The organism is Thalassotalea psychrophila (assembly GCF_031583595.1).
Lineage (GTDB): Bacteria > Pseudomonadota > Gammaproteobacteria > Enterobacterales > Alteromonadaceae > Thalassotalea_A > Thalassotalea_A psychrophila.
In genome coordinates, this window is record NZ_CP134145.1 from 1632720 (window position 1) to 1648431 (window position 15712).

Annotated in this window: 16 protein-coding genes; 10 read left to right on the forward strand and 6 right to left on the reverse strand. The window is 37.8% G+C overall.

Annotated elements, in window-relative coordinates; translation table 11 throughout:
* Positions 1 to 4 precede the first annotated feature (4 nt).
* Genes lpxK through kdsB form a run of 3 tightly spaced genes read left to right on the forward strand, consistent with a single transcriptional unit; the run spans position 5 to position 1954 of the window.
* Complete coding sequence (lpxK, locus tag RGQ13_RS06780; protein WP_348392801.1) at positions 5 to 1015, forward strand: tetraacyldisaccharide 4'-kinase; 1011 nt, start codon at positions 5 to 7, stop codon at positions 1013 to 1015.
* Entirely contained in the window at positions 1005 to 1190 is a 186-nt protein-coding gene (locus tag RGQ13_RS06785) for a Trm112 family protein (protein ID WP_348386407.1), read from the forward strand. The genes lpxK and RGQ13_RS06785 overlap by 11 nt, the downstream gene beginning before the upstream one ends.
* Positions 1190 to 1954: a 3-deoxy-manno-octulosonate cytidylyltransferase gene (gene kdsB / locus RGQ13_RS06790; RefSeq protein ID WP_348392802.1), complete on the forward strand. Its 765-nt coding sequence runs from the start codon at positions 1190 to 1192 to the stop codon at positions 1952 to 1954. The genes RGQ13_RS06785 and kdsB overlap by 1 nt, the downstream gene beginning before the upstream one ends.
* 2 nt (positions 1955 to 1956) lie before the next feature.
* Here the strand turns inward: kdsB and RGQ13_RS06795 are convergent, their stop codons facing one another.
* The 6 genes from RGQ13_RS06795 to map all read right to left on the reverse strand — a co-directional run bounded on the left by RGQ13_RS06795 (position 1957) and on the right by map (position 8738).
* Positions 1957 to 3213 carry a Y-family DNA polymerase gene (locus RGQ13_RS06795; protein WP_348392803.1) on the reverse strand — a complete coding sequence of 419 codons (1257 nt, stop codon included), beginning with the start codon at positions 3211 to 3213 and terminating at the stop codon, positions 1957 to 1959.
* Positions 3201 to 3614: a LexA family protein gene (locus RGQ13_RS06800; RefSeq protein WP_348392804.1), complete on the reverse strand. Its 414-nt coding sequence runs from the start codon at positions 3612 to 3614 to the stop codon at positions 3201 to 3203. Before RGQ13_RS06800 ends, RGQ13_RS06795 begins: the two co-directional genes overlap by 13 nt.
* A 184-nt stretch (positions 3615 to 3798) precedes the next feature.
* Positions 3799 to 4122 (reverse strand): hypothetical protein, encoded by a 324-nt coding sequence (locus RGQ13_RS06805; protein ID WP_348392805.1) that lies wholly within the window; start codon positions 4120 to 4122, stop codon positions 3799 to 3801.
* Positions 4123 to 4230: 108 nt separating this feature from the next.
* Entirely contained in the window at positions 4231 to 5061 is an 831-nt protein-coding gene (dapD, locus tag RGQ13_RS06810) for a 2,3,4,5-tetrahydropyridine-2,6-dicarboxylate N-succinyltransferase (RefSeq protein ID WP_348392806.1), read from the reverse strand.
* Between the two features lie 103 nt (positions 5062 to 5164).
* Positions 5165 to 7786 (reverse strand): [protein-PII] uridylyltransferase, encoded by a 2622-nt coding sequence (gene glnD, locus RGQ13_RS06815; RefSeq protein ID WP_348392807.1) that lies wholly within the window; start codon positions 7784 to 7786, stop codon positions 5165 to 5167.
* 106 nt (positions 7787 to 7892) lie between these two features.
* Complete coding sequence (map, locus tag RGQ13_RS06820) at positions 7893 to 8738, reverse strand: type I methionyl aminopeptidase (protein WP_348392808.1); 846 nt, start codon at positions 8736 to 8738, stop codon at positions 7893 to 7895.
* 523 nt (positions 8739 to 9261) lie between these two features.
* Between map and rpsB the strand changes: the two genes are divergently transcribed.
* The 7 genes from rpsB (at position 9262) to ispC (ending at position 15711) form a co-directional block, all read left to right on the forward strand.
* Positions 9262 to 9990 carry a 30S ribosomal protein S2 gene (rpsB, locus tag RGQ13_RS06825; protein WP_348392809.1) on the forward strand — a complete coding sequence of 243 codons (729 nt, stop codon included), beginning with the start codon at positions 9262 to 9264 and terminating at the stop codon, positions 9988 to 9990.
* A gap of 86 nt (positions 9991 to 10076) precedes the next feature.
* Complete coding sequence (tsf, locus tag RGQ13_RS06830) at positions 10077 to 10952, forward strand: translation elongation factor Ts (protein ID WP_348392810.1); 876 nt, start codon at positions 10077 to 10079, stop codon at positions 10950 to 10952.
* A 325-nt stretch (positions 10953 to 11277) separates the two neighbouring features.
* Positions 11278 to 12021 carry a UMP kinase gene (pyrH, locus tag RGQ13_RS06835; protein WP_348392811.1) on the forward strand — a complete coding sequence of 248 codons (744 nt, stop codon included), beginning with the start codon at positions 11278 to 11280 and terminating at the stop codon, positions 12019 to 12021.
* A gap of 114 nt (positions 12022 to 12135) precedes the next feature.
* Positions 12136 to 12693, forward strand: a complete 558-nt coding sequence (gene frr / locus RGQ13_RS06840) for a ribosome recycling factor (RefSeq protein ID WP_348392812.1) — start codon at positions 12136 to 12138, stop codon at positions 12691 to 12693.
* Between the two features lie 106 nt (positions 12694 to 12799).
* Positions 12800 to 13546 (forward strand): isoprenyl transferase, encoded by a 747-nt coding sequence (locus tag RGQ13_RS06845; RefSeq protein WP_405054193.1) that lies wholly within the window; start codon positions 12800 to 12802, stop codon positions 13544 to 13546.
* Between the two features lie 80 nt (positions 13547 to 13626).
* Positions 13627 to 14493: a CDP-archaeol synthase gene (locus tag RGQ13_RS06850; RefSeq protein ID WP_348392813.1), complete on the forward strand. Its 867-nt coding sequence runs from the start codon at positions 13627 to 13629 to the stop codon at positions 14491 to 14493.
* Between the two features lie 12 nt (positions 14494 to 14505).
* Positions 14506 to 15711 (forward strand): 1-deoxy-D-xylulose-5-phosphate reductoisomerase, encoded by a 1206-nt coding sequence (ispC, locus tag RGQ13_RS06855; protein WP_348392814.1) that lies wholly within the window; start codon positions 14506 to 14508, stop codon positions 15709 to 15711.
* Position 15712: the final 1 nt, after the last annotated feature.

The following is a 15712-nucleotide window of genomic DNA, read 5'->3' on the forward strand; positions in this document are numbered from 1 at the left end:
ATAAGTGCGTTTAATTGAACAGGCTTGGTATCACAATCACCCAATTAAATGGCTATTGCTGCCATTTAATGTGTTATTTTATTTGTTATCAGCCTTACGGCGCATTCTTTTTAATTTAGGCATTTTAAAGCAGCCATCACTGGATATTCCTGTTGTTATTGTTGGCAACATTGGTGTTGGCGGCAATGGTAAAACGCCAGTGGTTATTTACCTTATTGAACAACTAAAACAGCGCGGTTTAAAGGTTGGTGTCATTAGTAGAGGCTATGGCGGTGAAAAAAGAAATTCACCGTTGCTGTTAACCAATGAAACCACGGCAGAACAAGCCGGTGATGAACCCGTACTTATTTTTAAACGTTGCCAAGTACCTGTGGTAGTGAGTAGTGATAGAGTAGCCGCTGTTAACCTTTTAATTAGTCAAGGTTGTAATATGGTGATCAGCGATGACGGCTTGCAACATTATCGTTTAAAGCGTGATGTTGAGTTGGTGATCGTAGATGGTAAACGTCGCTTTGGTAATGGTTGGTTATTACCTGCTGGACCATTAAGAGAGGGGGTCTGGAGATTAAAAACCGTTGATAAAGTCATTATCAACAGCGGTCTTGCCGATGTAAATGAACAACATATGTCTTTAAAAGGCAATAAATTGGTTAATGTGCACGATGGTAGTGTTGTAGCCGTTGCTGATTTTATTGACCAACATGGTAAAGACAATGTTGTAAATGCCATGGCTGGAATTGGTAACCCTGAACGCTTTTTTATTAGCTTGCATGAGCTTGGATTCAGTCTTGGCCAAAAAATACCATTTGTTGATCATCATCACTTTTGCGAAACTGATTTTGGGCAATTTAGCTCAAATGCGCCGTTATTGATGACTGAAAAAGATGCAGTAAAGTGTTCGGGAATAGCCCCACAAAATAGCTGGTATTTACCAGTAGAAGCTCACTTTGATGATAATCAAGGTGAACAATTAATTGATTTAATAATAACGAGATGTAAAAACTATGGCTTTTGATAGTAACCTTATTGGCATTCTTGCCTGTCCTGTATGTAAAGGCAAACTTGATATTAATAAAGACAAATCTGAATTGATTTGTAAGTTTGACCATTTAGCCTATCCAATTGAAAAAGATATTCCTGTTTTGTTAGAAACTGAAGCTAGAAAATTATCTGAAGAAGAGCGTAGCTAATGAAATTTACCGTAGTAATACCGGCCCGTTTCCAATCAACACGACTGCCGGGGAAGGTCTTGGCTGACATTGATGGAAAACCAATGATCCAATGGGTTGCTGAAAAAGCATTAGCCTCTGGTGCTGAGCGGGTTATTATTGCTACTGACAATGATGAAGTAGAAACTGCTGTAAAAGCTTTTGGTGGTGAAGTATGTAAAACCCGAAGCGATCATCAATCAGGTACTGAACGATTAGCTGAAGTTGTCCAGCAGTATCAATTTAATGATGACGAAATCATTGTTAATGTTCAAGGTGATGAACCATTTATTCCAAGTCAAAACATTGCCCAAGTTGCCGCTAACTTAGCTGGACAAAATAAAGCTCGTATGTCGACTCTGGCTGTTAATATTGACTCAGTTGCAGAAGCACTAAATCCTAATGCTGTTAAAGTGTTATGTGATAAAGATGGTTATGCATTGTATTTTTCACGAGCGACCATTCCCTATGATCGTCAGCGCTTTTTAAATAATGATGATATTAAAGAAGTAGGGGACTTTTATTTGCGACACATTGGCATTTATGCCTACCGCGCTGGGTTTATTAAAGACTACGTACAATGGCCAACAAGTGCTTTAGAGAATATTGAGGCGCTGGAGCAACTGCGAGTGCTTTGGCAAGGTGAAAAAATCCACGTAGAAGTTGCACAGTCGCGCTTGCCCGTTGAAGGGGTTGATACGCCAGAAGACTTAGAAAAAGCACGCAGTTATGCAGCAAGCTTGTAAAATTAACAAATTATTTTCGGGATATCACGCCATTTACTGGTAAAGCTTGGCGATAAGAATTCACGTCGCATGTGCCACTTTTCTGCCCGACCTTCTGCAGCAAGTTTCACGGTGTCATTGCCATAACGATTATTAATACCATCATAACAATTCATTAGTTCAGGGTTGTTACCACTGATTGAAAACATATCATGTTGAGTAAACTCACTGCTAGTGAGTTCTATCGCGCCAACCCCACATCGGTAAAAATGAACATTTGGCATATAGATTTGATTAAATACCTGAGTAATAGCCAATGCAATGTTGATGGTATTGTCAGTTGCTACGGGAAAATCATATACAACAGATTTTTTGTAGTAATTATCGTCGTGTGGTGAACTTGCTGCGAAAATAAGTAAGCGTTTCACTAATGAATGCTGCTGCCTAACTTTACGTCCTACAATAGCGCCGTGAGTAATTAAAGCGGTTTTTAATGAATGGAATTCAGTTACTCGTTGACCAAAGCTTCGAGTAGAGTATATTTCCTTTTTGGGTTGCCTGACATCATCCCATGTTAAGCACGCCACACCGTTTAATTCGTTAATGGTACGCTCAACCATGACACTAAATTGTTGTCGCATTGTTTTAGGTGATCGGCTGGCTAGTTCCCAAGCAGTGTTAATACCAAGTACATTTAACCTTTTACCTAATCGTGAACCGATCCCCCATACATCAGTTACTGACATTCTTGATAATATTTCTTTACGTGATTTATCATCATTAATAACTGCAACTCCATTAAAGCCGGGTAATTTTTTAGCTGCATGATTAGCCGCCTTTGCTAAGGTTGGTGTTGTACCAAACCCCACACCAACGGGGAGACGTGTTTCCTGCCAGACGGTACGTCTTATTTCATCGCCGTATTGATGCCAATCTTTAATCAGGCTATTGTAATTTTTAAATTGTAGGAATGACTCATCGATAGAATAGACGTATTGGTTATCACAAAATCGTGCAATTACACTCATCATTTTGTCACTAAGATCAGCGTACAATTCATAGTTAGAAGAACGTATAACGACTTGGTGCTTAGCTAAAAAATGTTTGATTTGAAAGTAAGGTTTAAACTTTGGTACACCGAGTCTTCTGGCAATGGGGCAAACCGCACAAATGCAGCCGTCGTTATTGGTTAGTACTACAACAGGCTTATTTCTTATCGATGGGTCGAATACCTTTTCTGCTGAGGCGTAGTAAGAAACAGCATCAACTAAAGCATACATGAAGCTAGCTCTCGTACTTGCCGATGAAGCCGTATTGAGCGAGTTACAACCCCTTCAATTTGAAAATCATCATCTGGGTTTATTTGCACAGGTCTATGTAATTTAGATGCAGATAATAAACGTGCATTTGTTTTGTCTATGAACTTACAAGTAAAGCAACCGTTGTAATTGGCGACAATGACGTCTCCATCTTGAGGTGCCTCGGCGCGATCAACTAAAAGTAAATCACCATCAAAGATACCTGCTTCTATCATCGATTGACCTTTGGCTAAGCCAATAAAGGTTGCATCAGGGTTAGATATTAATAACTGATCTAAAGATAACCCTAGTTCTTTATACTCAGCCGCAGGAGATTCAAATCCTGAAATACCGGCTTCAATATAAATGGGAATAATTTTCATGAATACATACCAATGAAACTATACTGTTAATTTATACAGTATAGTTTCATTGGTAAATATTAGATAGATGGAAGGGGATAAAACTTATCATCTTTTTTGTTTATCACAAATATCACCTAGCATTTGTGACAAAAGCTAAGTTTAATTAGTTACTTCACCATAACTTAGGACACAAAAGGGGGGCTTAGCGTTTTGAGCCACTTTGCTTTTTCATCCTGATCACTTTTCGCGCAATGGCTAGTAACTCAGGTGAGATATCATCTGCGCCGTCTCTTATTAACTTACTAACATCACCAGATGAGAATAAAGAACCCCGCTCAGATTTTACGTCTAACGATCGAACAAAATCTTTTGTTTTTCCTGTGCTGCCAGTATCAATATACTTAAAAATAATTTGTTCGTTAATGCTTTGTGGCTCTTGCTTTAAGATGACTACTTCTTCGGCAAGTGCTTTTATATTTGCTTCTAATTGTTCAATTAGTTCGGCAATGTTGGTGTATGATTTCATTAAGTTCTAACTCTTGTAAGGGGAACTGGTATTACATCTATTGTAACGCTAATAAAGCAAAAAAGGAGCTAATTAGCTCCTTTTTATGTTCTAAAGTTCTTCGGCTATTTAATCGATAGAACGGAGAAGATCGTTTAGGCCAGTTTTACCTAATGTTTTAGCATCAACTTTTTTAACGATAATTGCTGCGTATAAGCTGTAAGTTCCACACTTAGACGGTAAGTTACCTGGAACAACTACAGAGCCAGCAGGAACACGACCATAGTGTACTTCGCCAGTTTCACGATCAAAAATCTTAGTAGATTGACCAATGAATACACCCATAGAAAGCACACATCCATCTTCAACAATTACACCTTCAACTACTTCAGAGCGTGCACCAATAAAACAGTTGTCGCCAATAATTGTTGGACCAGCTTGTAATGGCTCTAAAACACCACCAATGCCAACACCACCAGATAAGTGTACGTTTTTACCAATTTGTGCACATGAACCAACCGTTGCCCATGTATCAACCATAGTACCTTCATCAATGAAAGCGCCAATGTTTACAAATGATGGCATTACTACAACGTCTTTGCCAATGTAACTACCAGTACGAACTGATGCACCAGGAACAACACGAACGCCTTCTTTGGCAAAGCGAGCGGTGTCATAGTTTTTGTATTTCATTGGAACTTTATCGAAAAACTTACCATTACCAGCGCCGTCTTCAATAACTTCGTTTTCTAAAATGCGGAAAGATAATAAAACGGCTTTTTTAAGCCATTCGTTCACTACCCAGTCACCATTTACTTTTTCAGCAACACGGGCTTCACCAATGTTTAATAAGTGCAGAGCTGCAAAAACAGAGTTTTTAACTTCATCACTAACAGTACTTGGCGTAATGTCGGCACGGTTTTCAAATGCTAATTCAATGATTTCTTTTAACGTACTCATGGGTATTCCTAAAATGTTTTTATAAATATACCAAAATCACTTCAGCTCCAGTTCAATCCTGCATATTGAAGTGGCTTGGGTATATCGCTTGCATTAAGCTTTATTAGCTTATATTACAGAGCAGTGATTCTAACTGATTTTGTTCGGTTGATGAAAGAGGTAAATGATCTTTATTTGATACAATAAAGACATCTTCAGCTCGTTCACCAAACGTGGTTACTTTTGCCATGTGAACATTAAGCCCACATTGTTGAAATACATTGCCTATTTCAGCTAATAAACCAGGTCTATCAATAGCAACGATTTCGAGAGAGGTAATGTTTTTATTGTTATGCTCAATAAAGCCGACTCTTGTTGGAAAGGTAAATTGTTTAAATTTTTTCGGCAATGGAATTTTACGATATTCGATATTCTCATCTTGAGTAAGGTGATGGGTTATCGATGATTTGATGTTGTCAGCTAAATAGCTATCTTTTATCGGGTGACCTTTGCTATCAAGAATAACAAAAGTATTTAAAGTGAAGCCATCTTTTGAACTCAAAATTTTTGCATCATGAATTGACAGCTTTTTTAAGCCTAATAAAGAAACAATTGTGGAGAATATTTTACTCTTATCTTTTGTATAAACAAAAACCTCTGTACCACCTCGATAAGCTTTTTCGCTAATAAGTACTAGAGGTTTCGTTTTATCATGACTGATAATATGTCGGCAATGCCAGGCAATTTGTTGTGGCGAATAACGTAAAAAATAATCTGGTTTGAACGTTTTCCACAATGGTTTTATTACATCTTCGCTAATATCATTGGCATTAAGTAACTCTAGCGCTTCATGTTGGTTTTCTCTGATTTTGGTTCTGAGTTCAACCGGTTTTTCTAAGCCGCGCCTAAATGCTGCTTTAGTGGCAAAATAGAGTTCTTGTAAAAGGTTGGCTTTCCAACTATTCCACAAACTTTCATTTGTGGCTCGCATGTCGGCAACAGTTAAACAGTATAGATAATCAAGCTGAGCTTCATCGCGAACAATTTCACCAAATTCTTTTATTACCTCAGGATCAGAAATATCCTTGCGCTGAGCGGTAACTGACATAAGTAAATGTTGCTTAACTAACCAAGAAACTAAACGAGAATCATGATCTGAAAGTTGATGCAATTTACCAAACGCTAATGCATCAACAGCGCCTAAATCACTGTGACGACCACCTCTTCCTTTGGCAATATCGTGGAATATACCGGCAAGGTAGAGTAACTCAGGTTTACGAATTTGTTGTACTATTTTACTGCATAGCGGAAATTCATGATTATGTTCAGGTAAACTAAACCGGTATAAATTCTTAATGAGTCTATAGCTGTGTTCATCAACAGAATAAGCATGAAATAAATCAAACTGCATTTGTCCAACGATGCTTTGCCATTCAGGTAAATAACTGCCTAGTATTTCATGGCGATGCATTAAGTTAAACGCACGACCCATACCGTTTGGGTGTTTGATAAACTCCATAAATATACGACGACATTCTGCATAATCGTTTAAACCACCAATTAAGCGACGACGTGAATTACGTAATAAACGAATAGAGTCTGAGTGTATGCCTTTTACCTCAGGGTGTTTTGCTATCATTAAAAATAACATCATCATGGTTTTAGGACGCATGAACTTACGTTTGTTTTTAACTCTAATTAAATTACCAACTAGTGAAAAATGATCATCAAGTTCTATAATTTTATCAGTATCTTTAGCGCCAAGTATCCCTAGTTTAAAATGCTGCAATAACATTTCATTTACTTCATTTACTGAGTTTATAATTCGGAAGAAACGCTTCATCATTCGTTCTACAGCGGGCTTACCATCTTCACCAAAGCCCATCATTTGAGCAACAGCACCTTGATGATCGAACAGTAATCGGTTTTCACTACGGTTAGCAACTAGGTGTAAACAAAAACGCATTCGCCATAAGTAATCCTGACACTCGTCTAATTCAGAAAACTCATTTTCAGAAAGATACTTAAGAGAAACTAATTGTTCTAAGCTATCGGCTAAAAAATGCCGTTTGGCCACCCAGCTAATGGTTTGTATATCTCGTAAACCACCAGGGTTTGCTTTTAAATTTGGTTCAAGAGTATAAGCGGCGCCTTTATACTGCTGATGACGTTTTTTTTGTTCATCTCGTTTAGCTACGAAAAATTTATCTGAAGGCCAAAACTTTGCATTTTGTATATGTGGCTTTAATTGTTCTTCAAGTTGCGGGTTGCCACAAATTCGACGTGACTCTAATAAATTTGTAGCAATAGTAACATCAGCATTTGCCTGCTTTACACATTCTTGAACACTGCGCACACTATGGCCTATATCTAAACGGATATCCCAAAGTTCAGTAATAAACTTACCAATAAATTCTTCAACTTCAGTAGTGATTTTTTCTTTAGTTAGAATTAGAATGTCAACATCTGAATGAGGGTGTAGCTCTCCTCGGCCATAGCCACCAACGGCTATCAGAGTAATTTGATGCTCGTCTAAATGATGCTGGCACCAAACTTTCTGTAATACTTGATCAACAAAGTCAGCACGAGCGTGCACAAGTTCTGTTACTTCAATGATGGCAAATGAGTCAGTTAACCATTGATAAAATTGACTGCCTAAATCAACTAGCTCAGCTGTTGTAAGCATTGCAGCAGCAGGGGCTAATTTGCTAGTTAAGTGCGTTGGTATTATTGGATTATTTAACAATGCAGGTCTTCTTAATTTTTACTTTGTTGGTTTTAATGTCAGCAAAAGAATTGTGTCTGCTATTCCTGAAAAACGAAACGGCCAATAGTGGCCGTTTTATGTTTTACTAGTTATTCAATATTCTAGTGATATCTTTTTCTTCATCACGATGAGTTAATACTTCACAACCCGTTTTGGTTACTAGTATTGTATGTTCCCATTGAGCTGAGTTCTTTTCATCAGCGGTGTAAGCCGTCCAGCCATCATCAGGATCAAGCTTGGTGCCGCCTTTACCTGAATTGATCATTGGTTCGATAGTAAAAATCATGCCGGCTTGCATTTTACGGTTATCGGCATTTTTATAATGCAATATTTGCGGCTCTTCATGAAATACGTAACCAATACCATGGCCACAGAAATCTTTAACTATGCCATAACGACCCGATTTTTTGATGTACTTCTGGATTGTTGCGCCAATTTCTGAAAACTTTGTCCCAGGCTTAACTTTACGCATTGACGCATAAAGACTTTCTTGAGTGATTCGACACAAACGTCGATTTTCAGGGGTTACATCACCAATTAAAAACATTTTAGAAGTGTCGCCATGGTAATACTTTTTATCGGCTTCAGGTGTATCTTCAGGGTCTAAGCAAATTTTACAAGTGATATCAATATTGATGATATCGCCATTTTTTAAAGTTTGCTCTGAGGGAATACCGTGACACACTACGTGATTTACAGAAGTACAAATAGATTTGGGAAAACCACCGTCGCCATTTTGATCTGCACCATAATTTAAAGGCGCTGCCAAGGCACCGTTTTCAGCAGTAAATTTGGCGCAAATAGCATCAAGTTCATCGGTAGTAACACCTGCTTTTACAAATGGCTCTATCATATCAAGTGTGCGGGCTGCTAATTTTCCTGCAACACGCATTTTTTCAATTTCGTCCTGAGTTTTTATGGCAATACTCATTGTTTTCCTTAAAGGGCTGAAAGCGTTTATTTTTATTACGCTTATTTGCTATTTAATAATGGGGCAAATAATAACTTAAATTAAGAGCTTATGCTATATAGGATGTTAATGGAGCCACGATATAAGCAAGGAGGTCCCGACCTGCGTCGGGATGACGGCATATTTTTTCTCAGAGTGCACGCATAATTTATTAACTTACACCGCGTCACCCCGTTATGTAGTTGAACGGGACCTCCTGAAACGTATAGTGCATTATTACCGTATTTTCTCGTTTGAAGCGCACTTTTTACTTCCTTTTCTCCCGCAAAAGTGGTATAAAACGCCGCTCACTGAAAAAGTCATTTTACTTTGATGTGAAAAACGCTAAATTTTTAGCAATTTTGTAGCGAAATTATTCGCACAATTTAATATTAAACTCACATACATTCGGCAAACATATTCCGGGGTGCCTGTTACCAGCTTGATGGTAGCGATAGGTCGGAAATATGGAATGTATGAACGCTTAACCCCAGAGGAATTCAAAATGCCAAACGTATCAATGCGCGACATGCTTAAAGCCGGTGTTCACTTCGGTCACAAAACTCGTTACTGGAACCCAAAAATGAAATCATACATTTTTGGTGCTCGTGACAAAGTTCATATCATCAACTTAGAACAAACTGTTCCAATGTTTAACGAAGCGTTAAGCTTTTTAGAAGGTGTTTCTTCTAAAAAAGGTAAAGTTTTATTTGTTGGTACTAAGCGTGCTGCTAGCGATGCAGTTAAAGAAGCTGCACTTAAATCTGATCAATTCTACGTTAACCACAGATGGTTAGGTGGTATGTTGACTAACTGGAAAACAGTACGTCAATCTATCAAACGTCTTAAAGATTTAGAAAGCCAAAGCCAAGACGGTACTTTTGATGCTCTTACTAAGAAAGAAGCATTAATGCGTACTCGTGAAATGGAAAAGCTTGAGAAAAGCCTTGGTGGTATCAAAAACATGGGCGGTCTTCCTGATGCATTATTCATCATCGATGCTGATCATGAACACATTGCTATCAAAGAAGCTAACAACTTAGGTATCCCTGTAATTTCTGTTGTTGATACAAACTCAAACCCTGACGGTGTTGATTTTATCGTTCCTGGTAACGATGATGCAATCCGCGCAGTAAGCTTATACTTAGATTCAGCTGCTAACGCTGTAATCGAAGGTCGCGAAACTAACATCGCTGTAGCTGCTGAAAAAGACGGTTTTGTTGAAGCTGAATAATTAAATCTTTCGATTTAATATTTTCTTCTAAAGAGGTTCATTTGAGCCTCTTTCTAATTTATTACAGATATTTAAGGAATTAACTCATGGCAATTACTGCTAAACAAGTTAAAGAACTTCGTGATCGCACTGGCGCGGGCATGATGGATTGTAAAAAAGCTTTACAAGAAACTGATGGTGACATCGAACTTGCAATTGACAACATGCGTAAGTCTGGTCAAGCAAAAGCTGCTAAAAAAGCTGGTAACATTGCAGCTGAAGGCGCAATCATCATTAAAGATAACAATGGTGTTGCAGCATTAGTTGAAGTTAACTGTCAAACAGACTTCGTAGCTAAAGACGGTAACTTCTTAGCATTTGCTAACGAAGTAGCTGACGCAGCTGCAGCTAATAACGTTACTATCGAAGAGCTACAAGCTCAATTCGAAGAGAAGCGTATTGCTCTTGTAACTAAAATTGGTGAAAACATCAACGTTCGTCGTGTATCTTATGTTGAAGGTGCGAGCGCATCTTACATTCACGGTGGCACTATTGGTGTTGTTGTTGCAGGTACTGGTGACGCTGAGTCGTTAAAGCACATTGCAATGCACGTTGCTGCTTCTAAGCCTGAATACATCAATGCTGAAGATGTATCTGCTGAAGTTATTGCAAAAGAAAAAGACATTCAACTTGAAATCTTAAAAGCTGAAAATGAAGCTCTTGATGAAAAGAAGAAAAAGCCAATTGATTTACTTGAAAAAATAATCATTGGTCGTATGAAGAAATTTACTGGTGAAATTTCTTTAACTGGTCAAGCCTTTATCATGGAGCCAAAGAAAAATGTTGGCGCTATTTTAAAAGAGAAAGGTCTAACTGTTTCTGCATTTGTTCGTCTAGAAGTAGGTGAAGGTATTGCTAAGAAAGAAGAAGATTTTGCTGCTGAAGTTGAAGCACAAATCGCTGCTGCTAAGGCTGCTAACTAATTTATAGGTTTACCTTTAAACTACTAAGCAAGTTTTGCAACCAGTTACAAAGCTCTGTCATGAAAATGACAGAGCTTTGTTGTTTATAGCCTTTACTAAACCTCGTCTTGTATTGGAGTCGCTCAAGCACTCAAAACGTATTTTGAACCTGCATCTTGAATGATAACGGGTATATATGAGCTAAAAAATCTCCTAATAGATTTCTGCCGTTATTTATCAGTAGATAAAAAATTCAATTGGTATTAAAATAGCCCGATTCGATTAGGCATTGAATTACGGTTATTTTTTGGCCTAACACCCCATTTATCACAGGATTGTTTATTTTATGAGCGTCAACCCAAAAACAACATATCGTCGTATTTTATTAAAACTTAGTGGTGAAGCCTTAATGGGGGAGGAAGGCTTTGGAATTGATCCTAAAGTTCTTGATCGTATGGCTCAAGAAATCAAAGAACTGATTGAAATGGGCATACAAGTAGGCTTAGTTATCGGTGGCGGTAATTTATTCCGTGGTGCTGGTTTGGCTGAAGCAGGTATGAATCGTGTTGTGGGCGATCAAATGGGTATGCTTGCTACCGTTATGAATGGTTTAGCTATGCGTGATGCACTTCATCGTGCCTTTGTAAATGCACGTTTAATGTCAGCCATTGATTTAACCGGTGTTTGTGACAGCTATAACTGGGCAGAAGCAATTAGCTTATTAAAATCTGGTCGAGTTGTGATTTTCTCTGCTGGTACTGGTAACCCTTTCTTTACTACTGATTCTGCCGCATGTTTACGTGGTATTGAAATTGATGCTGATGCAGTATTTAAAGGTACTAAAGTAGATGGTATATACTCTGCTGATCCTGTTACAAATCCTGATGCAGAACTATACTCTCACTTAACTTATGACGAGATTTTAGATAAAGAATTAAAAGTGATGGATTTAGCTGCATTTACTCTAGCTCGCGATCACTCTATGCCAATTCGTGTATTTAACATGAATAAAGAAGGTGCTTTAAAATCAATTATTATGGGCGGCACTGAAGGTACAGTGATTGATCATAGAGAAAATTTTAGTAAATAATTAGGGGCTGTTGAAAGATCATCAGACCGTAGAATAAAAATTTATTTATAGAGCGCAATATAAAAAACTAATTGCTTTCTATAGCAAAAACTTAAAGTAAAAAGGAACTACATTTTGATTAACGAAATTAAACAAGATGCTAAAACTCGTATGGGTAAAAGTGTTGAAGCATTAAAAGGCCAATTAAATAAAATTAGAACAGGTCGTGCTCATACTTCATTATTAGATAATATTACTGTTGAGTATTACGGTGTTGACTCTCCGTTAAGTCAAGTAGGTAGTGTTTCTACTCCTGATGCTCGTACTATTGCCATTTCAGTGTTTGATAAAACAATGATTGGTGCAGTTGAAAAGGCTATTTTAAAGTCTGACTTAGGTTTAAACCCATCATCACAAGGCACGCTAATTCGTATCCCATTACCTCCGCTTACTGAAGAACGTCGTCGTGATTTAGTGAAAGTTGTTGGTGGTGAAATTGAAGGTGGTAAAGTTGCTATTCGTAACATCCGTCGTGATGCAAATTCAGACATTAAATCTTTAAATAAAGAAAAAGAAATCAGTGATGACGAGTCACGTCAAGCTGAAGATGATATTCAAAAAATTACTAATGAATATATCAAGCAAGCCGATGACTTAGCTGCAGCTAAAGAAAAAGAATTAATGGAAATTTAATTCATAAACAATTAAATTATCTATTATTAAAGCCGTAACTCTATATGTTCTTTTAGAATATTTACCGTTTACGGCATTTTTATAAAATGGAACTTATGTGACTACTATTGAGCATAAAAATAATAGTGAACAAATGCCTTTGCCACAACATGTGGCAATTATCATGGATGGCAATGGTCGCTGGGCTCAGTTACAAGGTAAAGGCCGGGTGACAGGGCACCGCGCTGGAGTACAATCGGTACGTGATTGCGTGAGTGGCGCTAGAGAACTAGGTGTAAAAGCACTAACCCTTTTTGCTTTTAGCAGTGAAAATTGGCTAAGACCTCAAGAGGAAGTTAGTGTATTAATGGACTTGTTTATGTTTGTTTTAACCCGAGAGGTGAAAAAACTGCATAAAAACAATATTCGTTTTCAAATGATTGGCGATAAATCTCGTTTTTCAAAAAAATTACAACAAAAAATAGTTGATGCAGAGCAGCTAACTAAAAATAATGATGCACTGGTTTTATCTGTCGCCGCTAATTATGGTGGACGCTGGGATATTAGCCAAGCAACACAAAAAATCGCTCAACTCGCTGTTAATGGCGACATCAATGTAGCTGATATTGATGAGCATATGCTTAATCAATATATAAATTTATCGCATTTACCTGATCTTGATTTATTGATCAGAACCGGTGGAGATTATCGTATCAGTAACTTCTTGCTTTGGCAGGCGGCTTACAGCGAATTTTTCTTTACTGATATGTTATGGCCCGACTTTAACAAGGAAGCGTTTAAAGACGCGCTAGCGTCGTTTTCAAATAGAGAGCGACGTTTTGGAAAAACCGGTGAACAGGTAAAAGCACAATAATATCGATATTATCAATAACTCTTTGTTAATTTAGCGTCAGCTATTTGATTAAATCGATATCAGATTAAAAGGATTCACGTTTGTTAAAACAACGTATTTTAACGGCTTTAATTTTGGTTCCGTTAGCCATTGCCGCAATCTTCTTTTTGTCACTGCCAAACTTGGCAGCTGCCTTACTTGTTGTGCTATCTATTGGTGCATGGGAGTGGGGGCCTTTAATGGGCTTTGATACTAAAACTCGTCGCACTGCTTTTGTTAGTGCCGTAGCGTTATGTATTATTGGTTTATGGGTAGTGATACCACCACAAGAGTTATGGACACTTGATGGCAGGATTAATCCTATGGCGTTAAACGTATTATACGTTTCAGCTGTTTGGTGGTTATTGACTATCTTTATGATCTTTAAATATCCACGTTACTCTTCTTTTTGGACTTCTCATCGCAGCATTCGCGGTTTGTTTGGCATATTAACGCTTGCCCCTACTTGGTTGGCTTTTTTAATACTTAGATCAAATGGCCAGCTTATGGATGAATTTCATGGCACATATTTACTGTTGTTGTTGTTCGCATTTGTTTGGTGTGCCGATATAGGCGCATACTTTGCCGGAAAACGATTTGGTAAAAATAAACTTATGCCCAATGTTAGTCCTGGTAAAACCATTGAAGGGGTTGTGGGTGGTAATATTGCTGCGGCTTTGGTTGCGCTAATAACAGGACTTATCTTTTCTTGGACAAGCCAACAAATTATGTTGGCGATTGCCTTAGCGCTATTGATCAGCGTTGTTTCTGTTGTGGGCGATTTAACTGAAAGCATGTTGAAACGACAAGCTGGTGTTAAAGATAGCGGTTCTATATTGCCTGGACACGGCGGTATTTTAGACAGGATTGATAGTTTAACGGCAACGGCTCCTGTGTTTGCTTTATGTTTCGTTTTATTCGGCTGGTAGGCAATTATTAACATGCAAAACTTATGTGTGTTGGGGGCAACGGGCTCGATAGGTCTTAGTACCTTAGACGTTGTTAAAAGACATCCAGATAAATACAACGTAGTTAGCTTAAGTGCGAATACTCGTGTTGATGAAATGCATATGCTATGTGTTGAATTTAAACCAACAACTGTCGTTATGGTTGATGAATTATCTGCCGAGCAATTAAAGCTTAAGTTACTGCAAGATGATATTCATAGTATTGAAGTTTTAACTGGTCATAATGCCTTGTCTGATCTTGCCAGTAGCGCGAGTATTGATGTGGTTATGGCTGCAATTGTTGGTGCAAGTGGCCTGTTGCCCACATTAGCTGCTGTTAAAGCCGATAAAAAAGTTTTGCTTGCCAATAAAGAAGCACTGGTAACCTCTGGTCAGATATTCATCGATGCTCTGAAGAGCTCTAACGCTCAGTTATTGCCAATTGATAGCGAACACAATGCTATCTTTCAATGTTTACCAATCAATATACAAAATAATATTGGCATGGCAGAAATAGCCGACTCTGGTATCAGCAAAATTTTGCTCACCGGCTCTGGCGGTCCTTTTAGAACTCTTCCCCTTGAAAAATTTTCTAATATCACTCCACAGCAAGCTTGTGCCCATCCAAACTGGGATATGGGCCGTAAAATATCAGTAGATTCTGCCACTATGATGAACAAAGGTTTAGAATTTATTGAAGCTAAATGGTTGTTTAATCTTGAGCCTGAAGACATTCAGGTTGTATTACATCCACAAAGTACAATTCATTCAATGGTGCAATACAAAGATGGTAGTGTACTTGCTCAAATGGGCAATCCTGATATGCGCACTCCAATTGCTCATGCGTTAGCATTTCCACAAAGAATTGAATCAGGTGTAGAACCTTTTGATTTTTTTAACTGTAAAAGTTTTGAATTTGAGCAAGCTGACTTTGAACGTTATCCAAATCTAAAGCTCGCAATAAATGCATGTAAAGCAGGACAAGGCGCTTGTACAGCGTTGAATGCTGCGAATGAAGTTGCTGTTGATGCATTTTTAAATAATGATATTACTTTTAATGATATTGCTAGTGTAAATAAAACGGTGATGGATAAGTTTATTGATACAAAAATTCAAACTATTGATGATGTCATTGAATTAGATAATAAAGCTCGAACTGCAGCATACCAACAAGTGATAAACCTTAAGGGAAATAGTTAAT